This window comes from Leifsonia tongyongensis (genome assembly GCF_010686705.1).
In the GTDB taxonomy this organism is placed as follows: Bacteria; Actinomycetota; Actinomycetes; order Actinomycetales; family Microbacteriaceae; genus Diaminobutyricibacter; species Diaminobutyricibacter tongyongensis.
The window spans coordinates 309,185-332,477 of record NZ_JAAGWY010000001.1; the positions used below are offsets into that span (position 1 = coordinate 309,185).

Annotated in this window: 25 protein-coding genes; 19 read left to right on the forward strand and 6 right to left on the reverse strand. The window is 68.6% G+C overall.

Translation table 11 applies throughout. The features are described from left to right. Positions 1–6 precede the first annotated feature (6 nt). From G3T36_RS01595 to G3T36_RS01605, 3 genes are read right to left on the reverse strand one after another with little or no spacing between them, the layout of a single operon-like run. The gene (locus tag G3T36_RS01595; RefSeq protein WP_163287663.1) at positions 7–702 is read right to left on the reverse strand and encodes a DUF2182 domain-containing protein; all 696 of its coding nucleotides are present in this window, start codon (positions 700–702) and stop codon (positions 7–9) included. Next, entirely contained in the window at positions 695–1,153 is a 459-nt protein-coding gene (locus G3T36_RS01600) for an SRPBCC family protein (protein ID WP_163287664.1), read from the reverse strand. Before G3T36_RS01600 ends, G3T36_RS01595 begins: the two co-directional genes overlap by 8 nt. Next, the gene (locus G3T36_RS01605; protein WP_205244983.1) at positions 1,150–1,584 is read right to left on the reverse strand and encodes an ArsR/SmtB family transcription factor; all 435 of its coding nucleotides are present in this window, start codon (positions 1,582–1,584) and stop codon (positions 1,150–1,152) included. The genes G3T36_RS01600 and G3T36_RS01605 overlap by 4 nt, the downstream gene beginning before the upstream one ends. Before the next feature lie 65 nt (positions 1,585–1,649). Here G3T36_RS01605 and G3T36_RS01610 point away from each other — a divergent pair, with 65 nt between their 5' ends. The 13 genes from G3T36_RS01610 to G3T36_RS01670 all read left to right on the forward strand — a co-directional run bounded on the left by G3T36_RS01610 (position 1,650) and on the right by G3T36_RS01670 (position 14,359). Beyond that, a complete protein-coding gene (locus tag G3T36_RS01610; protein ID WP_163287665.1) occupies positions 1,650–1,898 on the forward strand; it encodes an NINE protein in 249 nt (82 codons plus the stop codon). A gap of 256 nt (positions 1,899–2,154) precedes the next feature. After that, positions 2,155–3,876 carry a nitrite/sulfite reductase gene (locus G3T36_RS01615; RefSeq protein WP_163287666.1) on the forward strand — a complete coding sequence of 574 codons (1,722 nt, stop codon included), beginning with the start codon at positions 2,155–2,157 and terminating at the stop codon, positions 3,874–3,876. Further along, entirely contained in the window at positions 3,873–4,595 is a 723-nt protein-coding gene (locus G3T36_RS01620; protein WP_163287667.1) for a phosphoadenylyl-sulfate reductase, read from the forward strand. Before G3T36_RS01615 ends, G3T36_RS01620 begins: the two co-directional genes overlap by 4 nt. Then, positions 4,592–5,521: a sulfate adenylyltransferase subunit CysD gene (cysD, locus tag G3T36_RS01625; RefSeq protein WP_240148222.1), complete on the forward strand. Its 930-nt coding sequence runs from the start codon at positions 4,592–4,594 to the stop codon at positions 5,519–5,521. Before G3T36_RS01620 ends, cysD begins: the two co-directional genes overlap by 4 nt. Continuing rightward, positions 5,521–6,876, forward strand: coding sequence for a sulfate adenylyltransferase subunit 1 (locus G3T36_RS01630; RefSeq protein ID WP_163287669.1), 1,356 nt, complete (start codon positions 5,521–5,523; stop codon positions 6,874–6,876). Before cysD ends, G3T36_RS01630 begins: the two co-directional genes overlap by 1 nt. Then, a complete protein-coding gene (locus G3T36_RS01635; protein ID WP_163287670.1) occupies positions 6,873–7,964 on the forward strand; it encodes an ABC transporter substrate-binding protein in 1,092 nt (363 codons plus the stop codon). The genes G3T36_RS01630 and G3T36_RS01635 overlap by 4 nt, the downstream gene beginning before the upstream one ends. Positions 7,965–7,967: 3 nt before the next feature. Beyond that, entirely contained in the window at positions 7,968–8,714 is a 747-nt protein-coding gene (locus G3T36_RS01640) for an ATP-binding cassette domain-containing protein (RefSeq protein ID WP_163287671.1), read from the forward strand. Beyond that, the gene (locus G3T36_RS01645; RefSeq protein ID WP_163287672.1) at positions 8,704–9,630 is read left to right on the forward strand and encodes an ABC transporter permease; all 927 of its coding nucleotides are present in this window, start codon (positions 8,704–8,706) and stop codon (positions 9,628–9,630) included. Before G3T36_RS01640 ends, G3T36_RS01645 begins: the two co-directional genes overlap by 11 nt. Next, on the forward strand, positions 9,627–10,907 hold the full coding sequence (cobA, locus tag G3T36_RS01650) for a uroporphyrinogen-III C-methyltransferase (protein ID WP_163287673.1): 1,281 nt from the start codon (positions 9,627–9,629) through the stop codon (positions 10,905–10,907). The genes G3T36_RS01645 and cobA overlap by 4 nt, the downstream gene beginning before the upstream one ends. Further along, positions 10,908–12,314, forward strand: coding sequence for an FAD-dependent oxidoreductase (locus G3T36_RS01655; RefSeq protein ID WP_163287674.1), 1,407 nt, complete (start codon positions 10,908–10,910; stop codon positions 12,312–12,314). After that, entirely contained in the window at positions 12,311–12,643 is a 333-nt protein-coding gene (fdxA, locus tag G3T36_RS01660; protein WP_163287675.1) for a ferredoxin, read from the forward strand. The genes G3T36_RS01655 and fdxA overlap by 4 nt, the downstream gene beginning before the upstream one ends. Continuing rightward, positions 12,633–13,637, forward strand: a complete 1,005-nt coding sequence (locus G3T36_RS01665; protein ID WP_163287676.1) for an NAD(P)/FAD-dependent oxidoreductase — start codon at positions 12,633–12,635, stop codon at positions 13,635–13,637. The genes fdxA and G3T36_RS01665 overlap by 11 nt, the downstream gene beginning before the upstream one ends. Beyond that, positions 13,634–14,359 carry a sirohydrochlorin chelatase gene (locus G3T36_RS01670; protein WP_163287677.1) on the forward strand — a complete coding sequence of 242 codons (726 nt, stop codon included), beginning with the start codon at positions 13,634–13,636 and terminating at the stop codon, positions 14,357–14,359. Before G3T36_RS01665 ends, G3T36_RS01670 begins: the two co-directional genes overlap by 4 nt. Here G3T36_RS01670 and G3T36_RS01675 read toward each other — a convergent pair. From G3T36_RS01675 to G3T36_RS01685, 3 genes are all read right to left on the reverse strand, one after another. After that, positions 14,356–14,883: a hypothetical protein gene (locus G3T36_RS01675; RefSeq protein WP_163287678.1), complete on the reverse strand. Its 528-nt coding sequence runs from the start codon at positions 14,881–14,883 to the stop codon at positions 14,356–14,358. The two genes, G3T36_RS01670 and G3T36_RS01675, sit on opposite strands and share 4 nt — an antisense overlap. Positions 14,884–15,060: 177 nt before the next feature. Then, positions 15,061–15,996 carry a ribokinase gene (locus tag G3T36_RS01680; protein ID WP_163287679.1) on the reverse strand — a complete coding sequence of 312 codons (936 nt, stop codon included), beginning with the start codon at positions 15,994–15,996 and terminating at the stop codon, positions 15,061–15,063. Positions 15,997–15,999: 3 nt separating this feature from the next. Further along, positions 16,000–16,722 carry a UTRA domain-containing protein gene (locus tag G3T36_RS01685; protein WP_205244984.1) on the reverse strand — a complete coding sequence of 241 codons (723 nt, stop codon included), beginning with the start codon at positions 16,720–16,722 and terminating at the stop codon, positions 16,000–16,002. A 196-nt stretch (positions 16,723–16,918) separates the two neighbouring features. Here G3T36_RS01685 and G3T36_RS01690 point away from each other — a divergent pair, with 196 nt between their 5' ends. From G3T36_RS01690 to G3T36_RS01715, 6 genes are read left to right on the forward strand one after another with little or no spacing between them, the layout of a single operon-like run. After that, positions 16,919–18,268 carry an extracellular solute-binding protein gene (locus G3T36_RS01690; RefSeq protein ID WP_163287680.1) on the forward strand — a complete coding sequence of 450 codons (1,350 nt, stop codon included), beginning with the start codon at positions 16,919–16,921 and terminating at the stop codon, positions 18,266–18,268. An 8-nt stretch (positions 18,269–18,276) separates the two neighbouring features. Then, positions 18,277–19,218 carry a carbohydrate ABC transporter permease gene (locus G3T36_RS01695; RefSeq protein ID WP_338031424.1) on the forward strand — a complete coding sequence of 314 codons (942 nt, stop codon included), beginning with the start codon at positions 18,277–18,279 and terminating at the stop codon, positions 19,216–19,218. Next, entirely contained in the window at positions 19,215–20,027 is an 813-nt protein-coding gene (locus tag G3T36_RS01700; RefSeq protein WP_163287681.1) for a carbohydrate ABC transporter permease, read from the forward strand. Before G3T36_RS01695 ends, G3T36_RS01700 begins: the two co-directional genes overlap by 4 nt. A 52-nt stretch (positions 20,028–20,079) precedes the next feature. Next, positions 20,080–20,883, forward strand: a complete 804-nt coding sequence (locus G3T36_RS01705) for a 6-phosphogluconolactonase (RefSeq protein WP_163287682.1) — start codon at positions 20,080–20,082, stop codon at positions 20,881–20,883. Positions 20,884–20,919: 36 nt separating this feature from the next. Further along, positions 20,920–22,221: a family 4 glycosyl hydrolase gene (locus G3T36_RS01710; RefSeq protein ID WP_163287683.1), complete on the forward strand. Its 1,302-nt coding sequence runs from the start codon at positions 20,920–20,922 to the stop codon at positions 22,219–22,221. Between the two features lie 2 nt (positions 22,222–22,223). Further along, positions 22,224–23,228 carry a BadF/BadG/BcrA/BcrD ATPase family protein gene (locus G3T36_RS01715; RefSeq protein ID WP_163287684.1) on the forward strand — a complete coding sequence of 335 codons (1,005 nt, stop codon included), beginning with the start codon at positions 22,224–22,226 and terminating at the stop codon, positions 23,226–23,228. The last annotated feature ends 65 nt before the right edge of the window (positions 23,229–23,293 follow it).

Below are 23,293 nucleotides of genomic sequence, written 5' to 3' on the forward strand. Positions count from 1 at the left end.
TGTCGGTTACATCGGGGGCATCGGCGGCATCTGCGGCAGCAGCCCCGGTACCCAGCTCGGCGCGACGACGATCAGCACGCCGAGCGCGATGATCGCCAGCGCGACGGTCAGGTCGATCGCGCGTCGCGGAGGCACGAGTTTCTGCGCCACGACGACGACGGCGATCGCGAACATCCACGGGATACTCATCACGCTCAGCGCGACCAGCAGCAACATGAGTCCGATACTGGAGCCCACGCAGTACAGCCCGAACACGAAGCCCGAGCGGATGCTGCGCAGGCAGTGCTCGCGGAACCGTCTCTTCAGCGGGGTCAGCTCGTACACGCCGGCAGCGATCGCCACCACGCCGGCGACGAGCGTCGCGTGCGGACGATAGAGGGCGAAGACGGCCAGGCCGACGAGGGTCCAGACGGCGAGGTAGGCCGCGATGAAGGCGGGTACCGTTGTGACGCGGCCGGTCGCTTCGGCGCTGCGGACGACCGCCGGCGCGGCCCCCGGCAGCATCATCGCGGCCATCATCGCGATCCACAGGGGCACGAAGAATGCGAGCGGTCCGAGCCGGGTCGAAACGCCCAGGTCCATGCCGTTCGCCTGCCAGAGCGTGACAGCCCACGCAGAGGCGGCGAGGCCGAGCGTCGCGGTCAGGGCGGTGATGCGGAGCCGTGCGGCGTGCATCCGATCCTCCAGCCGTGTGTCAGGCATGAGGGCTGACACTGCGTGCGACAGCGAGCCGCTCGAGGGCTTCGAGGCAGGCGATCCAGCCGCCCGAGTGGGCGTCCCAGGCACGACGGCCGGGCAGCCCTTCGTGGGTCACGGCGACCTCCGTGCCGGCCGCGACCTCCGTGAAGTCGACCGTGACCACGGTCTCCTTGTCATCGGTGTTCGGCGACTGCCATGTGAAGGAGAGCCGGCGCGGACGGTCGATGACCAGGTAGGTACCCCGATGCGGGAGCGCCTGGGTCGGGGTGTGCACCATGACGGTGAACTCCCCGCCCACCTGCGGGTCCGTCGTGGCTTCCGCGTGGGTGACGGGACCCGCCGTCATCCAGGTCGCGAAGCTGTCGGCGTCGGTCCACGCGTCGAAGATGATCTCGGCGGGTGCGGCGATGACGCGTTTGACGACGAGCGTGCCATTGGGGGTGTACAGAGTCATGCGGATGCTCCCTTGTCGGTCGTGGTCGTGCTGGTGTCGCTCGGGGTGGTGCTGGTCGGGGTGGCGGACGGGGCGGTGCCGGATGCGAGGGTGCCGGTGACGAAGCGGTCGAGGGATGCGAGGCGGTCGGTCCAGAAGACCCGGTAGTACTCGATCCAGTCGGCGGCCTCCGCCATCGGCGCGGCGTTCAGCGAGAGCACGTGGTTGCGCCCCCGCACGGAACGACTGACGAGTCCGGCCTGCTCGAGAACGCGAACGTGCTTCGAGACGGAGTTGAGGGAGATCGAGAAGTGACGCGCCACATCCGTCACACGTTCATCCGCCGCCGAGAGCCGCGTCAGGATCTCGCGTCGGGTCGGATCGGAGATCGCGCTGAACACCCGGTCGAGGGTTTGCGTCCGGGCCGGCGTGCCCATTTGATATTCACCCATATGGGTGAATATACGCCCATGGTGCGTGGCAGGCAAGCCCCGCTACACTCAGCGACGAGGACATCATGCCCAGCACAGTTCAGATCCCTGTCGCGCCGCTGCGGTCGAAGTCGACCGGGGCTGCCTATTTCTTCATGCTGTTCACGCTCATCGGCCTCGCCGGCATCCAGCACTTCTATCTGGGCAAGTACGGCCGCGGCATCCTGTGGCTGCTGACCTGGGGCCTCCTCGGGATCGGCACCTTCGTCGACGTGTTCACGCTGCCGTCGCAGACGAAGACCGTCAACGCGCGCCGCGCCGTCGGCATCCGCTGAGGCGCTCGGCGCCGAGCCCATCCTCGAGAGTGACCGTTGCGGCCGAGAGTGCCCGCTGCAGCAGGCGATCTCGACCGGAACGGCGACACTCGGCAGGCGCGGGCGCCGGCAAGCGCGAAATGTCAACAGCGGGCGTCACAATCCGACGCGTGTTGCCCCCTGTGTCGTCGTGTTTCAGCGAGCCTCGACCGCGCGTTACGCCCTCAGCTAGCTTTCGGAACCAACCCCCATCCGAGCGTCAGCCGAGGAGTTCCGCATGCACGACAGCGCCAGCAGCGCTCCCACCACCCTCGCGCCGCGTCGCCCGCTGACCGGCGGCAGCCAGCGCAGCAACGGGCAGTGGAAGGTCGACGGCACGACGCCGCTGAACGGAAACGAGGCCTGGAAGCAGGAGGACGGCGGCCTCAGCGTCCGCGAACGCATCGAGAGCACCTACTCGCGTCTGGGCTTCGACAGCATCGACCCGACCGACCTGCACGGCCGCTTCCGGTGGTGGGGGTTGTACACCCAGCGCAAACCGGGGATCGACGGCGGCAAGACCGCAACCCTCGAACCGGAGGAGCTCGAGGACAAGTACTTCATGCTGCGGGTGCGCATCGACGGCGGCCAGCTGTCGACCGAACAGCTTCGTGTCATCGGCGGGATCTCGACCGAGTTCGCGCGTGATTCGGCCGACCTGACCGATCGGCAGAACATCCAGCTCCACTGGATCCGCGTCGAGGATGTTCCTGAGATCTGGCGACGGCTCGAAGGCGTCGGTCTGGGAACGACCGAGGCGTGCGGCGACGTGCCCCGCGTTGTACTCGGATCCCCCGTGGCCGGCATCGCCGCCGACGAACTGATCGACCCGACCCCGGCCATCGCCGCCATCACGGAGCGCTACATCGGTGACCCCGAGCTGGCGAACCTGCCCCGCAAGTTCAAGACGGCCCTCACCGGGCATCCGAGTCAGGATGTCGTGCACGAGATCAACGACGTCGCGTTCGTCGCGGTCGAGCATCCGGAGCTCGGGGTCGGCTACGACCTGTGGGTCGGAGGCGGACTGTCCACGGCCCCGCGCCTGGCCGAACGGCTCGGCGTCTTCGTCGAACCCGACCGGGTCGCCGAGGCCTGGTACGGCGTGACCGCGATCTTCCGCGACTACGGCTACCGCCGCCTCCGCAACAAGGCACGCCTGAAGTTCCTGCTCGCCGACTGGGGCACCGAGAAGTTCCGACAGGTGCTCGAGGACGAATACCTCGACGCGCCGCTGCCCGACGGACCGGCTGCGCCGACCCCGACGACACCCGGCGACCACATCGGCGTTCACCGGCAGAAGGACGGCGCGTTCTACATCGGTGTGACCCCGATCGTCGGCCGGATCTCCGGTTCGGGGCTCACCCGCTTGGCCGAGATCCTCGAAGAGAACGGATCCCGCCGACTGCGCACGACACCGCACCAGAAGCTGGTGCTGCTCGACATCCCCGAACACCGCGTCGAGACCGTGATCGCTGCGGTGGACGAGATCGGGCTGTCCGCGCGTCCGAGTGCGTTCCGGCGTTCCACGATCGCCTGCACGGGTCTCGAATACTGCAAGCTCGCGATCGTCGAGACGAAAGCGGCCGCGACGCGCGCCGTCGGTGAACTCGAGAAGCGCCTCGCCGGCATCGAATTGCCCGCACCGATCTCGCTGCACGTGAACGGATGCCCGAACTCGTGTGCCCGCATCCAGACCGCCGACATCGGGCTCAAAGGACAACTGCTGCCCGACGGCAACGGCGGACAGACACCCGGATTCCAGGTGCACCTCGGCGGCGGCCTCGCGTCGAGCGACCGGGCCGAGCCCGGGCTCGGCCGGACCATCCGCGGCCTCAAGGTGACGACCACCGACCTGCCCGACTACGTCGAGCGCCTGGTCCACCGCTTCCTGAAGGACCGGGAGAACGAGGAGACGTTCGCGGAGTGGGCCCACCGCGCGGACGAGGAGGCGCTGAAATGACCATCGCACGCGAAACCCCGCTGCGGCGATCGAACGACGAGCTGCAGGCACTGGCCGAGAGCGGCGCCCGCGAGCTGGGCGACGCGCCGGCCGACGCGGTCGTCGCCTGGGTCGCCCGCAACTTCGACACCAGCCTCGCGACCGTCGCCTGCTCGATGGCCGACGCGGTGCTCCCCCACCTCGTCTCGCAGTACCTGCCCGGGATCGACGTGCTCTTCCTCGACACCGGCTACCACTTTCCGGAGACGTACGCGACGCGCGACACCGTCGCCCGGGAGCTGTCCGTCCGCGTCGTCGACGTGCTGCCGAAGCGAACCGTCGCCGAACAGGATGCGGATCACGGCAAAGACCTGTTCGCCCGCGATCCCAACCTGTGCTGCGCGCTGCGCAAGGTCGAACCGCTCGGCCGCTCGCTCGAGCCCTACGAACTCTGGTTCACAGGCGTGCGACGCGAGGAGGCGCCGACGCGGACGGCGACGCCGCTCATCGCCTGGGATGCGAAGAACGGGCTCGTGAAGGTCAACCCGCTGGCCGCGTGGACCTTCGACCAGCTCCTCGACTACGCATCCGCGTTCTCAGTGCCCGTGAACCCGCTGATGGCCGACGGCTACCCCTCGATCGGATGCGCCCCGTGCACTGCGCGCGTCGCTCCCGGAGCGGACCCACGGTCGGGCCGCTGGGCCGGTCTCGGCAAGACGGAATGCGGACTCCACGAATGACCATCGAGACGACGCTTTCGGCCGGCGCCACGCGCGCCGGCGACATCCTCGACGTGCTTGAGAGCGAGGCCATCCACATCATCCGCGAGGTGGTCGCCGAGTTCGAGCGTCCGGTGCTGCTCTTCTCGGGCGGCAAGGATTCCGTGGTCGTGCTGCACCTCGCGGCAAAGGCGTTCTGGCCGGGACGTGTGCCGTTCCCGGTGCTGCATGTCGACACCGGCCACAACTTTCCCGAAGTGCTCGCCTTCCGCGACGCCACGGTCGAGAAGCTGGGCGTGCGGCTGACCGTCGCTCGCGTGCAGGACTACCTCGACGACGGCCGCCTCGAGGAGCGCACGGACGGCACCAGGAACCCACTCCAGACGCTTCCGTTGCTCGACGCCATCGCCGCCGGGCGGCACGACGCCGTCTTCGGCGGCGCACGGCGCGATGAGGACAAGGCGCGGGCGAAGGAACGCATCATCTCGCTGCGCGACGGCTTCGGCCAGTGGGATCCGCGCAACCAGCGTCCCGAACTCTGGAACCTCTACAACGGCCGCCACCGCCCGGGCGAGCACGTGCGCGCGTTCCCGATCAGCAACTGGACCGAACTCGACGTCTGGCGCTACATCGAGCGCGAAGGCATCGAACTCCCTCCTCTCTACTACGCGCACGAGCGCGACGTCTTCCGCCGCGACGGGATGTGGCGCGCTGTCGGCCCGGTCTCCGAGCCGCGCCCGGACGAGCAGGTGCAGCGGGTCCAGGTGCGCTACCGCACCGTCGGGGACATGAGCTGCACCGGGGCCGTCGAATCGGATGCGCTCACCGTCGCCGACGTCGTCCGCGAGGTCGCGGCATCCACGATCACCGAACGCGGGGCGACCCGCGCGGACGACCGGATCTCGGAAGCCGCCATGGAGGACCGCAAACGAGAGGGCTATTTCTGATGACGCTGACAACCGAGTACTCTCCGGTGGTCGTGGCGCCGTCGACGACCGGCACGCTGTTCCGGTTCGCGACCGCGGGCTCCGTCGACGACGGCAAGTCGACACTCGTCGGGCGCCTGCTGCACGACAGCAAGTCAATCCTCGTCGACCAGCTCGAAGCGGTCGCCCGGACGTCCCGCGAGCGCGGCTTCGGCGGCGACAGCGGCGCGATCGATCTCGCTCTCTTCACCGACGGGCTGCGAGCCGAACGCGAGCAAGGCATCACCATCGATGTCGCCTACCGCTACTTCACGACGGGCCGCCGGTCGTTCATCCTGGCCGACTGCCCCGGCCACGTGCAGTACACGCGCAACATGGTCACCGGCGCCACCACCGCGGATGCGGTCATCGTGCTCGTCGACGCGCGCAAGGGCGTGCTCGAGCAGACCCGCCGTCACCTCTCGGTCCTCGCGCTGCTGCGGGTGCCGCACGTGATCGTCGCGGTCAACAAGATCGACCTCCTCGGTTTCGCCGAAGAACCGATCGCCGCCCTGACCGCCGACCTGCTCGCGGTCACCGACGAGCTCGGACTCGAGGATGTGCGCGTCGTACCGGTCTCGGCCCTCGACGGCGACAACGTGGTCGAGCGCTCGACCCGCACGCCGTGGTACTCCGGCGAGACCCTGCTCGAACTGCTCGAAACGCTGCCGACGACGGATGCGCGTGAAAGCCGCAGCGCCGACTTCCGGCTGCCGGTCCAGTTGGTGCTCCGCCCGCAGGGGGCCGTCTCGCCGACCGTCGCTGAGCCGGAGGAGTTCCGCGACTACCGCGCCTATGCCGGTCAGCTCTCGAGTGGCACGGTACGCATCGGCGATGCTGTGGACGTGCACCCAGGAGGTGCATCCACCGTCGTCCGCTCCATCACCGTCGCCGGCCGCCACGTCGCCGAAGCATCCGCGCCGCAGTCGGTCGCCGTCGAGCTGGAGCACGACCTCGACCTGGCCCGCGGCGCCCTGATCGGCTCGGCGGGCAGCGTGCCCGAGGGCACGAACAGTTTCGTGGCGGAGCTGTTCTGGCTCGGGCACCGCCCGCTCGCCGTGGGCGACCGCCTGCTGGTGAAGTCCGGCACCTCGATCGTGCAGGCCCGCGTGAGTTCGCTGGAGGGCCGGCGCGACCTGGACACGTTCCGCCTGGAACCCGCGGAGCGTCTCGAGCTCAACGACATCGGTCTCGCACGCATCGAGACGGGCTCCCCGCTCGCACTCGACGAGTTCACGATCCACCGGCGCTCCGGCGCCTTCCTTCTCATCCATCCGCAGGACGGCGGCACGCTCGCGGCCGGAATCGTCCGTTCCATCGAAAGGCCCGTCTCATGACTCGCACCAATCGCAGGAACCCCCTCACCAACGCGCGCCGGAAGGGCCGCGTCGCGGCCGCCGTCGCCCTCGCCGTCGCGTCAGCCGCGCTTCTCGCAGCGTGCAGCTCCGCCCAGGCTTCAACGCCCACCACCGCTCCGGCCGCGACGCTCCGCCTCGGCTTCTTCGACAACATCACCCACGGGCCGGCCCTCGTCGGCCTGCAATCCGGCACCCTTCAGTCCGCCCTCGGCAAGACGAAACTCTCGGCACAGATCTTCAACGCGGGGCCGGCCGAGATCGAGGCGCTCACCGCCGGCGCGATCGACGCAGCGTACATCGGCCCGAGCCCGGCGATCAACTCCTACATCAAGAGCCACGGTGAGTCCCTGAAGATCGTCGCCGGCGCGACGAACGGCGGCGCATCCCTTGTGGTCGCCCCCGGCATCACATCTGCAGCCGATCTCAAAGGCAAGACACTCGCTTCGCCGCAGCTCGGCAACACGCAGGATGTCGCGTTGCGCTTCTGGCTGAAGTCGAAGGGCTACCAGACGCAGGTCTCCGGTTCGGGGGATGTGACCATCAACCCGACCGAAAACGCCCAGACCCTGGCGCTCTTCAAGACCGGCAAGCTCGACGGAGCGTGGCTGCCCGAGCCGTGGGCGTCCCGGCTCGTCGTGGATGCGGGCGCCAAGGTGCTGGTCGACGAGGCGTCGCTCTGGCCGAAGAAGACGTTCCCGACCACGGTCCTCGTCGTGTCGAAGCAGTTCCTCGTCGCGCATCCGCAGACCGTCGCCGCACTGGTCAAGGGCAACGCGGATGCGATCACCTGGCTGAACACGCACAAGCCGGAGGCGGCCGAGCTCCTGAACGAGAAGCTGAAGGCCGACACCGGGAAGACCCTGTCCACAGCGGTCATCGACCGCGCCCTCAGCAAGGTCACTTTCTCGAACGACCCTGTCGCCTCGGCGTACCCGACCCTCGTCTCGCACGCGGTGGCCGTCGGCACGGGCAAGGCCGGATCGATCAAGGGCCTCCTCGACCTGTCGGCGCTGAACACCCTGCGGGCCAAGTCCGGCCTCTCCGCGATCTCCACCGGAGGCGAGTGAGCCGTGTCCGCCGAAACCGCGATCCGGCTCGACCGCCTCTCCAAGCGGTACGAACCGAGCGCACCCCTGGTGCTCGAGGAGATCTCGCTCGACGTGCGCGCCGGTGAGTTCGTGTGCCTCGTCGGCGCATCCGGTTGCGGCAAGTCCACCCTGCTCAGCATCATCGCCGGCCTGGAGCCCCCCACGACGGGCACTGTCGAGGTGACCGGCGAGCGCGCGGCGATGATGTTCCAGGAGTCGGCGCTCCTGCCGTGGCTGACCGCACGCCGCAACGTCGAGTTCGCGCTGGAGCTTCGCGGGGTCGCCGCGGCCGAGCGGCGCGAACAGGCCCTCGACCTGCTCGATCTCGTCAACCTCGCGCCGGCCGCGGACAAGCGACCGCACCAGCTCTCCGGGGGGATGCGCCAGCGCGTCGCCCTCGCCCGTGCGCTCGCTCAGGACCGCCCCGTCTTGCTGATGGATGAGCCGTTCGCCGCGGTCGACGCCATCACGCGCGACCTGCTGCATGTCGAACTGGAGCGCATCTGGCTGGAGACGGGCCGCACCATCGTCTTCGTCACCCACAACGTGGGCGAGGCGATCACCCTGGGCGACCGGATCATCCTGCTCGGTTCACGCCCGGGACGCATCGCGGCCGAGTGGTCGATCGATCGCGCCGCCCGCGCGACGATGACCGCCGCCGACCTCGCCGACCTGCAGGCCGAGATCACCGGGCGACTGCGACAAGGGATCCGAGCAAATGCTGCCTGACACCGTGAAGCTCACCGAGCCTGTGGACGTGCGCGAACGGATCGCGCCCGACCACGACGACCTGCGGAGCATCGAGTCCGGACTGGATGCGCTGCAGTCGGTCGACGTACGGCCGCGCAGCACCCTCCGCCGGGTGCTCCGCGCAACCCTGCCGACGCTCGCCCTCCTCATCGCGCTGGTGGCCGCCTGGCAGGTCTACGTCCTGGTGGCGCATCCGCGCCCGGACATCGTGCCCGGCCCCGCCGACGTCGGCGCCGCACTCGGGGACGCCTGGACCTCCGGTCAGTTGCAGCTCGCCGTCACCACCAGTCTCACGCGCGGAGCGACCGGGTTCGTCATCGCGATCCTCGTCGCCACGCCGATCGGTCTTCTGCTCGCCGAGGTCGCACCGCTGCGGCGGGCGTTCGGGCCGATCATCTCGGGCCTGCAGGTGCTGCCGTCCGTGGCCTGGGTCCCTGCTGCGATCCTCTGGTTCGGGCTCAGCGACGGCGCGGTCTACTTCGTCGTGCTGATGGGTGCGATCCCATCGATCGTCAACGGACTGCTCGCCGGGGTCGACCAGGTGCCGCCGGCACTGCGGCGCGTCGGGCTCGTGCTCGGCGCATCCCGTCGCCAGCTGTCGACGAAGGTGATGCTGCCCGCAGCACTCCCGGGATACTTCGGCGGACTCAAGCAGGGGTGGGCGTTCTCGTGGCGTTCGCTCATGGCCGCCGAGATCATCGCCACCGGCGGGTCGATGGGATTCGGCCTGGGGTCGATGCTCCAGCAGAGCCGCGACCTCGCCGACATCGCGTCCGTGCTGGCCACGGTGCTGACGATCCTGGTGATCGGCGTCGTCGTCGAACTCCTGGTCTTCGCACCGATCGAACGTGGACTGCTCAGCCGCCGTGGACTTCGACCGACAGGATCCCGATGACCGCCCAGCCCCTCTACCCGCTCACCCTTCGGCTCGCCGGACGCGACGTCCTCGTCGTCGGCGGGGGCCCCGTCGCCGCTCGCCGTGCATCCGGGCTCATCGTCGCCGACGCCATCGTCACCGTTGTCGCGCCCGAGGTGTGCGCGGAACTGGCCGACCTCATCCGGTCGGGCGCGGTCACCTGGGTCGACCGCGGCTACCGCGCCGGCGACCTCGACGGGAAATGGCTCGTGCACACCGCGACCGGCGACTCCCGGGTCGACGCGGCAGTGCGAGCGGATGCCGAGGAATCCCGGGTGTGGTGCGTGGATGCATCCGACCACGACGCCTCCGCCGCCTGGGTTCCGGCTGTGACCCGGCGACACGGCGTCACCATCGGCGTCGCGGCCGGCGGCGACCCCCGTCGCGCAATGGCGGTACGGGATGCGGTCGCCGCAGGGATCGACGACGGCACCGTCGCGCCGTTCGCTGCGGTTCCCGCTCCCGCTGATCGCCCGCGCCGCGCCGACTTCCCGGCCGGCACCGTCGCACTCGTCGGCGGCGGCCCCGGCGACCCCGACCTCATCACCGTGCGCGGACGCGACCTGCTCGCGCAGGCGGACGTCGTGGTCGCCGACCGGCTCGGCCCTCGCACCCTGCTCGCCGGGCTCTCCGACCGGGTCACCGTGATCGACGTCGGCAAACTCCCGGGCCACCACCCGGTTCCGCAGGACGAGATCAACGCGATCCTCGTCCGTTACGCGCAGGCGGGTCACCGTGTCCTCCGCCTCAAGGGCGGCGACCCGTACGTGCTCGGCCGTGGTGGCGAAGAACTCGAGTTCTGCCGCGAAGCCGGCGTGCCCGTGCAGGTGGTGCCCGGTGTGACCAGTGCGATCTCGGCGCCGGCCGTAGCGGGCATCCCCGTCACCCACCGTGGCGTCGCCGCCGGGTTCACCGTCGTGACCGGACACGACCAGCTCGCCGACCTCCCCGGCGGACGGGACCACACGGTGGTCCTGCTGATGGGCGTGTCGGGGCTCGCCCGCTCCGCTGCGACCCTCGCCGATGGCGCACGCGGCGACGACTGCCCGGTGGCCATCATCGAGGATGCGTACGGCCCCGGCGAGCGCGTCACCGTCGGAACGCTCGCCGGCATCTGCCGCCAGGCGGCGGAACTCGGCGTGCGCTCACCCGCCGTGGTCGTCGTCGGCGACGTGGTGCGGCTCGGACATCACGCGCACCAACACGATTCGCAGCTACAGCCCGCTCTCACCGATCACCTGACGAAAGGCCTCTGAATGAACCGACCGATCCGCGTCGCCATCGTCGGCGCAGGACCCGCCGGAATCTACGCGGGGAGCATTCTCGCCAACCGCGTGCCGGGGGTGGCGATCGACCTCTTCGAGTCGCTGCCCGCTCCGTACGGGCTCATCCGCTACGGGGTGGCGCCCGACCACCCGCGCATCAAGGGCATCGTCACCTCGCTCCACGAGATGCTCGACGGCGGTGCGATCCGGCTGATCGGCAACGTCGAGGTGGGTGCCGACCTGAGTGTCGCCGACCTGCGGGCGCACTACCACGCTGTGATCTTCGCAACGGGGGCCATCCGGGACGCCGACCTCGACATCCCGGGGGTCGAACTGGCCGGATCGTACGGAGCGGCCGACTTCGTCTCGTGGTACGACGGGCACCCGGATGTGCCGCGCGACTGGACCCTGGACGCCGCGCACGTCGCGGTCATCGGCAACGGCAATGTCGCTCTCGACGTCGCACGGATCCTGGCCAAGCATCCGGAAGACCTCCTGACCACCGAGATCCCGGACAACGTGGTCGCCGGGCTGACGGCTTCCGCGGTGACCGACGTGCACGTCTTCGGACGCCGTGGACCGGCCGACGTCAAGTTCACACCGATCGAGCTGCGCGAGCTCGGTGAGCTTCGCGACGTCGACATCATCCTCGACGAGGCGGACTTCGCGGTGGATGCGTCGGCGAACCCCGCCGTCGGCGCATCCGCAACCGCGTCCGGCAGCGCACCGAAACCCAGCAACCAGTCCAAAGTGATGGCGCGCATCTTCGGCAGCTGGCGGGAGCGCGAGGTCGGGAGCGCCAGCCGGCGCCTGCACCTGCACTTCTTCCACAAGCCCCTCGAAGTTCTCGGCGACCAACACGTGGAGGCCATCCGGTTCGAGCGCACCGCGATCGACGCCGACGGTCGACTCGTGGGCACCGGCGCCGTGCACGACTATCCCATCGGTGCCGTCTACCGCGCCGTGGGCTACTACGGGTCGCCCGTCAACGATGTCCCGTTCGCACCGGAGACCGGGACCATCCCGAACGCCGGCGGCCGGGTGATCGACGCCGAAGGCAGGGCGGTGCCGGGGCTGTACGCGACGGGGTGGATCAAACGCGGACCGGTCGGGCTGATCGGTCACACCAAGAGCGACGCGACCGAGACGATCGAGAATCTCGTCGACGACCTCGAGGCGCTTCTCACTGCGACAGAGCCGACGGGCGGCGACATCCTCTCCCTGCTCACGTCGCGTGAAGTGGCGTTCACGACCTGGGCGGGCTGGTTGCGACTGGATGCGCACGAGCGGCACCTCGGAACCAGCACACCGCTCGCCGTCGAACGCGAACGGGTGAAGGTCGTCCCGCGCGACGAACAGGTCGCCATCTCGCGCGACGAGGTGCTGGCCCTCTCATGACCTACGTGATCGCGCTCCCCTGCGTCGACGTGAAGGACCGTGCCTGCATCGACGAGTGCCCGGTCGACTGCATCTACGAGGGTGAGCGCTCCCTGTACATCCACCCCGACGAGTGCGTGGACTGCGGTGCGTGCGAGCCGGTCTGCCCGGTCGAGGCCATCTATTACGAGGACGACCTGCCCGACGAGTGGTCCGACTACTACACGGCCAATGTCGAGTTCTTCGACGACATCGGCTCACCGGGGGGAGCTGCGAAGGTGGGCGTCTACGCCAAGGACCACCCGGTGATCTCCGCCGTGCCGCCTGCGGAGGTGTCGCATGGCGCCTGAGGCCGGAGCAACCGGGCGCGCTCCGGATGACATCGTGGACTGCGTGGTCATCGGGGGCGGCCCAGCCGGGCTGTCCGCGTCGCTCAACCTTGCGCGGGCCTTGGCGACCGTCGCGCTGATCGACACCGGTCGTCCCCGCAATGCGGCCACGCTGCGATCCCATGGGTTCCTCAGTCGTGACGGCATCCCGCCGCACGAGCTTCGCAAGCTCGGGGTCGCCGAGTTGCGCGAGTATCCGCACATACGGGTCCACGAACGCACGACGGTGACGCGCGTGTCCCGCGCAGACGAGGGCTCGCATCCGTTCGTCGTCGAGCTCTCATCGCGGGTCGCCGGCGACTCGGTTCGTGTGGCCGCCCGTACGGTGATCCTCGCGACCGGCCTTCGCGAGACGCTCCCGCAGGTCGACGGCCTGCGCTCGTTCTACGGGATGAGCGTGTTCAGCTGCGTCGCGTGCGACGGCTGGGAGCTGCGCGACCGGCCCCTCGCATTGATCGGCGAGACCGACGACCTGGCTGCACGCGCGCTTCACCTCTCACGGTGGACTGCCCAGCTGACCGTCTTCACCAACGGCGTCGCTGAGCTCGCGCGCGACGAAGAGGCGCAGCTCGCCTCACAGGGCATCGGCGTCGTGCGCACTCCGATCGCCGAGCTGACCGGTCATCGAGGCCGACTCGAGGCCGTGAGCCTCGCGGACGGAACGTCCGTCCCGGTCGACGGCGGCTTCGTCCGACCGTTGTGGGAGTCGCCGATCGAGTTCCTCGACAATCGGCCGCCGATCGACGAAGAGGGCTTCGTGATCGCCGACGCCGAAGGACGCACGGGCATCCCGGGTCTCTACGCGGCAGGCGACCTCGTTGCGCCAGGACCACAGCAGCTGATCGTCGCGGCGGGAGCCGGCGCGCGCACTGCCGCAGCCGTGGCTGCCGACCTGATCGCGGGTTGGGCGCCGGTCGACTCGCGGCCGGCCCGGCTCGCGGAGCTGAGCGGATGACGTCGGCCGGGCCGGTGCTGGTCCTCCCCTCCCACGGCACGGGCGATCCCTCCGGACAGAGGGCGATCCGCGCACTCGTCGACGCCGTCACGGAACGAGTCGACGCTCCGGTTCTGGACTGCTTCGTCGACGTGCAACAACCCGATGTCCCCACGACCCTCACTACCGCGCCGGGCACCGCGCCGCTGGTCATCGTGCCGCTGCTCCTGTCGACCGGCTACCACGTGAGAGTCGACATAGCGGAGGCGGCGCTCAGCGTGGCGCCGCGGCCGACGGCGGTCGCCCCCGCCCTGGGACCGGACGACCGCCTTGTCGACCTGCTCGCCCTGCGCCTGCGGGAGGCGGGCTCCGACGACACCGACCACGTGGTGCTGGCGGCGGCAGGCTCGAGCGACCCGGATGCCGTCGCGGACTGCGCCACCGTCGCGGCTGCCCTCGGTGATCGGCTCAAAGCCGAGGTCACCGTTGGTTTCCTTGCCTCGGCCGAACCGCGTCTGGACGAGGCGATCTCCGCGGCCCGGGATGCGCATCCGGAGTCCCGCGTCGCTGTGGCCACCTACCTTCTGGCACCCGGATACTTCGCCCGTCTGGCCGCGGTCGCGGATGCGGACCTGGTCACGGCTCCGCTGCTTCGGGCCGACGAGGCGCCGCCGGCGGGCCTCGTCGACCTCGTGATCGACCGCTATACGCAGGCCGTTCAGACGCTGGCGGTTCCTGCCTAGCGGTCGATCGTCCACCAATGGCGCGTGTCCCGTCGGCACTCCGCCGACGGCGACCGCTCGTCAACGACGGTGCGCCTGCCCGCCTCGTCCGGTTCGTAGTGCCACCGCACCGGCCGGTTGTAGAAGCGCAGCCTTCCCCCGCATTCCGGGCACGCTCCGCTGTATTTCTCGATCACCACCCGGCCGCCGTCCTCGACCAGGGCAGGAAGGATCGGCGAAGTCGGGACCCAGCGGCCGTCGCGGGTGACGCGCCAGATCCGCCAGGTCGCCGCTACTCCGACCGCGCCGAGTGCGAGCGCGAGAAGCAAGCCGAGGCGAGCGCTGCCTATGGTCGTATGCGTCGGGCCACCCGCAGTCGCGAACGAGATCACCAGGATGACGGCCGCCGCGACAGCGACGACCAGCGCAACGATTCCCACCACGACGTTCGCTCGAGCACCCACACGAAGCCGAACCGACCAGCGTCGCTCGAAGGCCAGCTCGCTGGTCAGCGGAGGCTCGCTTCGCAGTCCGTCCACGCCCATCCGGCGATGATAGGTCGCGGGTGCGCCCGCTGACCATGCTGCGCGATACACAGCGTCATATGGCTGCCAGCTGAGCCGGCGTGGCGCGACCACTACTGTCCGACGCGAAAAAACGACTTTCGTGGCTCGTCGCCAAGGGATTCCCTCTGACCGTCAACTCGATGAACTCCGCGCGCGTCAGAGCGTCGAACGGAACGCCTGGATCTCGTCGAGCGTGGGAATGGACGGGACTGCTCCCGGCCGCTGCACGGAGAGTGCCGCGGCAGCGGTAGCGAATTCCGCGCAGCGCACGAGGGTGGCGAGGTCGGTCGACGAGGCCCCGGCCCGCTCCAACTCGGCGACCAGGGCCCCGCAGAAGGTGTCGCCGGAGCCCGTCGTGTCGACCGCGTCGACGGACAGGCCCGCGACATGAGCGTCGCCCTGCTCTGGCACGCTGACGAACGCACCTCGTGCACCCAGCGTGATGATCACCGCCAGCCCAAGCTCCCCAAGCGTTGCGGCGAGCGCCCTTTCGTCGGCGTCGACACGCCCCGCATCGCGAAGGTCGGCTGCGAGGTGCGCGGCCTCGTGCTCGTTCACAATGAGCACGTCGGTGTCCGCCAGCAGCTCGCGGGGAAGGAGCCGGATCGGGGCGGCGTTCAGCACCACGAGCGTACCGGCGCGGCGGGCGACCGCGGCTGCCTCGGCGACGGTCTCGAGCGGTGTCTCCAACTGGAGGAGCAGCACACGCGCATCCGCGATGACCGCGCACTCCGTCGACGTCAGATCTATCAGGGTCCCGTTCGCGCCCGAGTCGACCACGATCGCGTTCTCCCCAAGCTCGTCCACGGCGATGATCGCCGTGCCGGTGGGCGCATCCGTTCGCCGCAGGTGGAGGGAGACGCCGCTTTCCACGAGGCTGTCGACCAGCCGGTCGCCGGCCGCATCCGCTCCGATGGCCGCGACGAAGGATGCGTCCGCGCCTGCCCGCGCCGCCGCCGTCACCTGGTTGTTGCCTTTGCCGCCGGGCGCAGAGGTCGAGCCCGTCGCGAGCACGGTCTCGCCGGCGGCCGGGATTCGCTGAACGCGATAGACGAGGTCGACGTTGGCGCTGCCGACCACGACGACACTCATGGCTCAGGCCCGCGTGCGGTAGAGGTCGGCCTCGAAGCGGTAGGCATCGCCGCGATACGTGTTCAGGCCGAGCAGCACAGGGTGGCCTTCGAAGGTGTACGCGACCTCGCGCCCGATGAGGACGGGACTGCCCTGAGGGATCTGCAGGAGCGGCGCCATCTCGGCCGTCGCGGCCTCGGCCTGAACGGTGTAGGCGCTGCGGTCGATCGATACCCCGCACCTCGTCTCGAGGTTCTCGTACAGCGACTGGTCGGTCAGGTCGACATCGACGAGCGGGCCGGCCAGCGCGAGGGGGAGCACGTTCGAGTCGACGCAGACAGGTGTGCCGTCCATGCCGCGCAACCGGACGATCGAGAGGACCCTGGCGCCGGGCGCGATCGCGAGGCGGGTCGCCTCTTCGAAGGTGGCGGAGCGCACCGACTGTTCGAGGACCTGGGCGGTCGCGTGCAGGCCACGCAGGCGGGCCATCTCTGTGAAACTCTGGAGGGTGCTCGGGGGCTCGCCTACCGTCGGTCGCGGAACGAACCAGCCTCTCTGGGCCGACCGGGACAGGGCCTGTTCGCTTTCGAGCCGCTCGAGCGCAACACGCAGTGTCGCGCGGCTTACGCCGAGCTGGTCGGCCAGGTCGCGCTCGCCGGGCAGCCGCGCACCGGGAGCGTAGACTCCGCGCCGGATCGACTCGCCGACCCGCCGGTAGACCGTATCGCTCACAGTTTCAGTGCTCACGTTGGGCACTATACCAGTTGGCCCACTGGTACGTCCATCCGGAGCTGTGTACAGGGCCGGAAATCCGGAAATGCTGGCATTTCGCACCAATATTCTCAGACAACTGGATTATCTGGTCTACTCGTGCTTACTATTGGCTCACTATCCCGCTGCGACATTTCATAGCGGAAGTCCGAGTTAAAGGAGACTCACGAACGTGGCAAAGAAGAGACACATCATCGGCTCGATCGCCGTTGCACTTCCGCTGCTGTTGGCTGTCAGCGCCTGCGCGCCCGGCGGATCCGCCGCAAGCAGCACGCAATCCGCGGTGTCGAAAGACCTTACGACGAAGCCCGTCACCATCAAAATGCTGGACTACTTCCAGGGCGACGAGAGCAAGTGGATGGACGCCTCCATCGCCGGCTTCGAGAAGAAGCACCCCAACATCACGATCAAGCGCACAGTCCAGGACTGGGGCCAGGTCATGAACACCCTCAACCTGCGTCTTGCCGACGCGAACGGCCCCGACATCGCCACAGTCAACAACGGCTGGCAGTCGATGGGAACCCTCGCGCAGGGTGGCCGCATCATGAACCTGGATGCGTACAGCGACCTCTACGGCTGGAAGAAGGAGATCCCCAACACCATGCTCCGCCAGCTGGAGTTCACTCCGGACGGCAAGGAGATGGGAACCGGCTCGCTCTACGCGACCCCCACCGCCCGTTCCTCCCTGATCGGCCTCTACTACAACAAGGCGATCCTCGACAAGGCCGGCATCGCCGTGCCCAAGACGCTCGACGACTTCGAGAAGGCCCTTGCCCAGCTGAAGTCCGCCGGCCAGGTCCCGATCGCGTACGGCTCCGTCCAGAAGGACTCGGCTACTGCTCTCCTGTTCAGCGTGCAGGACCTGTACGGCACGGCCAAGAACATCGGTGACTTCGTCTACTCGGCCGGAAACGTCAAGATGGGCGACACCGGCATCACGCAGGCCGCGACCACCATCAAGAAGTGGGCCGACTCCGGATACTTCACGCCTAACTACCAGGGCCTCCAGTACGCGGATGCGCTTGACCAGTTCATGCACGGCAAGGGCGCGTTCCGCTTCGAGTACACCGGCGCGCTCCCCTTCACCGCAGCCCAGCGCCAGACCTACGGGTACATCCAGCTCCCGCAGGCCAACAGCTCCAAGGTCGTCGGCACCGGTTCGCCTTCGGGCAACCTGTCGATCTCGACCAAGTCGAAGAATCCGGATGCCGCAGCAGCCTTCCTCGACTACCTGGCGAACAAGCAGACGGCGCAGCTCGCGGTCGACCGCGGTTACCTTCCGCTGCTCCACAGCGGGCTGAAGACGCCGTCGAACAACCCTGAGTTCGCATCCGAGGTCAAAGGCCAGCAGGCGCTCGACGCCAACAACGGCTACGTGCCCTACTTCGACTGGTCCACGCCGACCATGCTCGAGACGATGGGCACCCAGCTGCAGCTCCTGCTCGCAGGCCGGGCAACGCCGCAGCAGCTCACGGATGCAGGCCAGAAGGACTACGAAGCCTTCCAGGCCTCCAGGAAGTAGAGCGAATCGTGTCATTGCGAACCACCGTGCGGCGGCCGCTCACCGCGTCCGCCGCACGGGCGGTGCCCCGCTTCACGACCCGCGGTCGCAGGCGCGGATGGCTGGGGCTCGCCTACGCGTCCCCCGCCATCCTGGCTTACGGCTTCGTCGTCATCGTTCCCCTGTTCCAGAGCCTCAACTACTCGTTCTACAAATGGAACGGCGTCACGACGGCGAAATGGGTCGGGATCGACAATTACGTCACGTTCTTCACGGACCCGGAGCTCGCCGCCTCCCTCGCGCACGTTCTCGTCCTGATCGCCTTCTTCGCGGTCCTGCCGATCATCTTCGGACTGGTCAGCGCCGGCCTGCTCGGCCGGGGGCGCGTGAAAGGCCAGGGCGTCTACCGCTGGCTCCTCTTCCTCCCGCAGGTGTTGACCAGCGTCGTGGTCGCTGTGATCTGGAAACGGATCTACGGCCCTGACGGCCCGCTCAACCTGGCCCTCAATGCGGTCGGTCTCGGCGGCCTCGCGAAGAACTGGCTCGGCGATTTCGACTGGGCGCTCCCTGCTCTCGGGCTGATCGGCACCTGGACCGCCCTCGGTTTCTGCATGGTCCTGTTCGTCTCCGGGGTCACGGCGATCCCCAACGAACTGTACGAGCAGGCGCGGATGGACGGCGCAGGACCGATCGCGGAGTTCTTCGCGGTCACCCTGCCCGGGCTCCGCGGTCAGCTCGCCATCGCCCTGACGCTCACCGTCACCGGGGCCCTCCGGGCATTCGATCTGGTTTGGATCACCACCCAGGGCGGTCCTGGAACGTCGACGACGACTCCCGCCCTCCTGCTGTACCAGAAGGCTTTCCTGAACCCCGATGTGGGCATGGCAGCCGCCATCGGGATCGTCCTGGCGATCTTCTGCCTCATCATCGCCCTCATCGTCAACCGGATCACCGAGGAGAAGGACGCATGATCTCCCGCACCGAGCGGACCCTCAACCATTTCGTGCTGGTGTTCGTCTCGATCCTCGTGATCTTCCCGGTGATCTGGTTCGTGCTCGCGGCTCTCAGCCCCGACACGAGCGGCCGAATCGACCTGACCAATCTCGCCTGGGTGAACTTCGTCACCGCCTGGAACCTGGGCGCGTTCGGCCCTGCCATGCTCGCGTCCACCGTCATCACCGTCGGTGCCGTCGCGGGCCAGACCGTGCTCGCGATCCTCTCCGGTTACGCCTTCGGCGTGCTCGGGGTCATCGGCCAGAAGATCATCTTCCCGATCATCCTGCTCGGCCTGATGATCTCGTCAGAGGTTTTCATCATCCCGCTCTACTACCAGTTCCACGCCATCGGCCTGACGGACACCTGGCTCGGTCTGATCATCATCCAGATCGGCATGGGCGTTCCGTTCGGGGCGTTCTGGATGCGTGCCGCATTCCGCGCGGTCCCGCCTTCGCTCGTCGAGGCGGCCAAGATCGACGGAGCCCGCTCCTGGCGCATCCTGTGGCAGATCCTGTTCCCGATCGCACGCCCGGCCGTCTTCACGCTCGTGCTGCTGTCGTTCATGTGGACCTGGAACGACTTCTTCCTCTCGCTGGTGTTCATCGCCGACCCCGCGAAGCAGCCGGCGACGCTGGCGCTCGGGGTCTTCCAGGGCCAGCACACCCTTCAGGTGAACCTCATGGCCGCGGGCTCGCTGATCGTCGCGCTCCCCGTCCTGCTGCTCTACGTGTTCTTCCAGCGGCATTTCATCTCGGGCGTCATCAGCGGAGCCATCAAAGAATAGCCAGGCCCTCTTCCGGCCTCACCACTTGTTTTCACGAAATCGGAGTACACCTATGCGTATCGAACCGGAGATCCTCGAGACCGCCGACGACGTGGGGCGCGCTGCCGCCTCCATCGTCGCCGACGGTATCGCGAGGGCGAACGCCGAAGGGCGGACATTCATTCTCGGCTGCCCAAGCGGGCGCAGCGCCCAGACCACGTACGCCCACCTCGCCCGCGAAGTCACTGAACGCGACCTCGACCTGAGCCGTGTCGTCATCGCGCTGATGGACGAATACGTCGTGCCGGACGGCGAGAGCTTCCGCCCCGTTCACCGCGACCAGCCCCACAGCTGCATCGGCTTCGGCGAGCGCGACATCGTGGCACCGCTCAACCGTGCCGCGCGCACCGGCCGTCACATCCCGGACGAGAACCTCTGGTTCCCGCACGCCGATGAGCCCGAAGAGTACGACACCAGGCTTCAGTCGGCCGGGGGTATCGACATCTTCCTGCTGGCCTCCGGCTCCTCCGACGGCCACGTCGCGCTGAACCCGGTGGATGCTCCGGCCTGGACGACGACCCGCGTCGTCGCGCTCGAAGAGACGACCAGGCGCGACAACCTGTCGACCTTCCCGACGTTCCGCGGGATCGACGATGTGCCGCAGTTCGGCGTCACCGTGGGCATCCGCACCATCCGCGAGCTCTCGAAATCCGTCATCATGCTGGCCCTCGGCGAACAGAAACAAGAGGCCGTCCGCCGACTCGGGTCTGCGGACTCCTATGACCCGAGCTGGCCCGCGACCGTGCTCAGCGAGTGCCGTGAACCGTACTTCTTCATCGACCGGGCGGCCGGCGCCCTCCTCGAGACCGCGTCATAACGCATCCACACCCCCCAGAAAGGAACCAGTAGAAACATGGCACGCATCAAACTCGCCTACCTCGGCGGAGGTTCGTCCCGGGCAGCGGGAACCATGGCATCGCTCATCTGGCACGGAAAGGAGTTCGAAGGCTCGGAGATCAGCCTCATCGACCTCGACCCCGACCACCTCGAGGTCGTGCGCTCGATCTCCGAGAAGATGATCGCCGACGCCGGCATCGACATGACGGTGACCGCGACAACCGACCGGCGTGCCGGGCTCGAAGACGTGGATGCGGTGCTTTCCAGCTTCCGCCCCGGCGGGTTCGCGGCGCGCGCCCTCGACGAGCGCATTCCCGTCAAGCACGGCGTCATCGGCCAGGAGACGCAGGGAGCCGGCGGCTTCTTCATGTCGCTGCGCTCGGTCAACGTCCTCAAGGACGTCGTGGCCGACCTCAACGCCGTCGCCCCCAACGCGAAGATCTTCAACTACACGAACCCGGTCAACATCGTCGCCCAGGCAGTCACGCAGTACAGCGACGTCGAACTGGTGTCGATGTGCGAAGGCCCCATCGTGTTCCCGCCGGTGATCCTGAAGGCCGCAGGACTCGACCCGGCGCGTGCCAGCGTCACGATGGCCGGCGTCAACCACAACGTGTGGAGCACCGAGCACCTCTACGACGGCGAAGACGTCATGCCCCTGCTCGAGCGGGCGTGGGCCGAGCGCAAGAACGACCCGACCCTCGACGCCAACTCGCGGCGCGCGCTGCACCTCGCGGTGACGATGGGCTCCATCCCGTCGGACTACTTCAACTACTACTACTTCCGTGAAGAGCTGCTCCGCGAGCAGCAGGGCGCCGCGAAGACCCGCTCCGAAGTCATCATGGATTCGATCCCCGGCTACTGGGAGCACTACCGCGAGCAGGCGACCCTCGACAACCCGGTGCTCGACCCGAAGCGTTCGCGCGGCGGCATCCACGAGCTCGAACTCGCGATCGACGTGATGAGCGCCCACTACAACGACACCGGCGCAATTCTGCCGGTGAACCTGCCGAACGCCGGCGGCGCGCTGCCCGGCTTCGACGAGAAGACCGTCGTCGAGGTGTGGTGCAGTGTCGACAAGAGCGGGTTCCACATCCTGCCGCAGAAGCCGCTGCCGCACTCGGTGCTCGGAATCACGCAGCAGCTCGCCGAATACCAGATCCTCGCAGCCAAGGCCGGCTGGGAGGGATGCCGTGCCGACGGCATCCGCGCCCTGCTCGCCAACCCGCTGATCGATAACCTGAAGGTCGCTGAGGAACTCTACGACGAGATGGCTGCGGCGCACGCTGCATACCTGCCGGAAAGGCTGCTGAAGTAACCGTGGGGCGATCCGACCTGTACCTGGGTGTCGACGCCGGCAACAGCAAGACGCTGGCCGCCGTCGCCGACGCGACCGGCCGCATCGTGGGCTGGGCCCGCGGCGGCCTGGGCGACATCTATGGCGCCCCGACGCCCGAGCACGCCATCGACACGGTCCTTTCGGTGGTCGACGGCGCGCTCGATGCGGCGGGCGTGGATACCGGCCGGATCGCCTCTGCGGCATTTCGCCTCGCCGGCGTCGACTGGCCGGAGGACGAGGGGCTGTGGACGTCGGCGCTTGACGCTCGGCTTCCGGGAGTCCGCCATTCGGTGAAGAACGACGGGTTCGCACTGCTCCGGTGCGGCGAGCCGTCGGGCGTCGGGGTGGCGGTGTCCCTCGGCACCGGGGCGGCGATCGCCGGGCGCGGCGCCGGTGGCGAAGAGTTCTTCGTCTCGTGGTGGTTCCAGCACAACCTGGGTGCGGCCGGTCTCGGCAGCGATGCGTTCCGTGCGACGATGCTGGCCGAGCTCGGCCTCGGCGAGCCCACCTCGCTGGGGGCCGCCCTCTCGGCCTTCTACGGCACCTCTGGTGCGGAAGACCTGCTGCACGCCTTCACCCGACGCGAGCAACCGCTCGGACATCACGACCGGGCCCGGGCGGCACGGGTCGTCGTCGCCGAAGCGGCCGCCGGCGATCCTGTGGCATTCGCCATCGTGCGTGAGCATGCGATCCGGGCGGTCGACTACATCACGATCTGCGCGCGGCGCGTGGGCCTGGATGCACACCGGGAGCTGCCCGTCGTGCTGGGCGGGTCGGTGCTCGCCGCGCCGGAGTCGCTGCTCCGGCAACTGATCGTCGACGAACTGCGCGGCGCGATCCCGGATGCACGGGTCGTCACGACCGGCGCCGTCCCGATCCGCGGCGCCGTGCTCGACGCGATCGCCGAAGGGGGAGTCGCCGTCGACGCAGCGATCCAGGCCGCAGTGCTCGCGTCCGAACCGCCCGAAGGCCTCCTCTCGACGTAGCCTGTCGCCGGCACTGCTCCCACCGCTCATTCTGAACAGACGTTCAGATAAGGCCGCGCATTTCG

Bases quoted from the DNA above. Each gene is read 5' to 3' on its own strand.
- G3T36_RS01630 (WP_163287669.1), top strand. From the start codon at position 5,521: ATGACGCTGACAACCGAGTACTCTCCGGTGGTCGTGGCGCCGTCGACG.
- G3T36_RS01620 (WP_163287667.1), top strand. From the start codon at position 3,873: ATGACCATCGCACGCGAAACCCCGCTGCGGCGATCGAACGACGAGCTG.
- G3T36_RS01645 (WP_163287672.1), top strand. From the start codon at position 8,704: ATGCTGCCTGACACCGTGAAGCTCACCGAGCCTGTGGACGTGCGCGAA.
- fdxA (WP_163287675.1), top strand. From the start codon at position 12,311: ATGACCTACGTGATCGCGCTCCCCTGCGTCGACGTGAAGGACCGTGCC.
- G3T36_RS01700 (WP_163287681.1), top strand. From the start codon at position 19,215: ATGATCTCCCGCACCGAGCGGACCCTCAACCATTTCGTGCTGGTGTTC.
- G3T36_RS01655 (WP_163287674.1), top strand. From the start codon at position 10,908: ATGAACCGACCGATCCGCGTCGCCATCGTCGGCGCAGGACCCGCCGGA.
- G3T36_RS01705 (WP_163287682.1), top strand. From the start codon at position 20,080: ATGCGTATCGAACCGGAGATCCTCGAGACCGCCGACGACGTGGGGCGC.
- G3T36_RS01675 (WP_163287678.1), bottom strand. From the start codon at position 14,883: ATGGGCGTGGACGGACTGCGAAGCGAGCCTCCGCTGACCAGCGAGCTG.
- G3T36_RS01615 (WP_163287666.1), top strand. From the start codon at position 2,155: ATGCACGACAGCGCCAGCAGCGCTCCCACCACCCTCGCGCCGCGTCGC.
- G3T36_RS01665 (WP_163287676.1), top strand. From the start codon at position 12,633: ATGGCGCCTGAGGCCGGAGCAACCGGGCGCGCTCCGGATGACATCGTG.
- G3T36_RS01635 (WP_163287670.1), top strand. From the start codon at position 6,873: ATGACTCGCACCAATCGCAGGAACCCCCTCACCAACGCGCGCCGGAAG.
- G3T36_RS01600 (WP_163287664.1), bottom strand. From the start codon at position 1,153: ATGACTCTGTACACCCCCAATGGCACGCTCGTCGTCAAACGCGTCATC.
- G3T36_RS01605 (WP_205244983.1), bottom strand. From the start codon at position 1,584: ATGGGTGAATATCAAATGGGCACGCCGGCCCGGACGCAAACCCTCGAC.
- G3T36_RS01595 (WP_163287663.1), bottom strand. From the start codon at position 702: ATGCCTGACACACGGCTGGAGGATCGGATGCACGCCGCACGGCTCCGC.
- cysD (WP_240148222.1), top strand. From the start codon at position 4,592: ATGACCATCGAGACGACGCTTTCGGCCGGCGCCACGCGCGCCGGCGAC.
- G3T36_RS01710 (WP_163287683.1), top strand. From the start codon at position 20,920: ATGGCACGCATCAAACTCGCCTACCTCGGCGGAGGTTCGTCCCGGGCA.
- G3T36_RS01680 (WP_163287679.1), bottom strand. From the start codon at position 15,996: ATGAGTGTCGTCGTGGTCGGCAGCGCCAACGTCGACCTCGTCTATCGC.
- cobA (WP_163287673.1), top strand. From the start codon at position 9,627: ATGACCGCCCAGCCCCTCTACCCGCTCACCCTTCGGCTCGCCGGACGC.
- G3T36_RS01670 (WP_163287677.1), top strand. From the start codon at position 13,634: ATGACGTCGGCCGGGCCGGTGCTGGTCCTCCCCTCCCACGGCACGGGC.
- G3T36_RS01610 (WP_163287665.1), top strand. From the start codon at position 1,650: ATGCCCAGCACAGTTCAGATCCCTGTCGCGCCGCTGCGGTCGAAGTCG.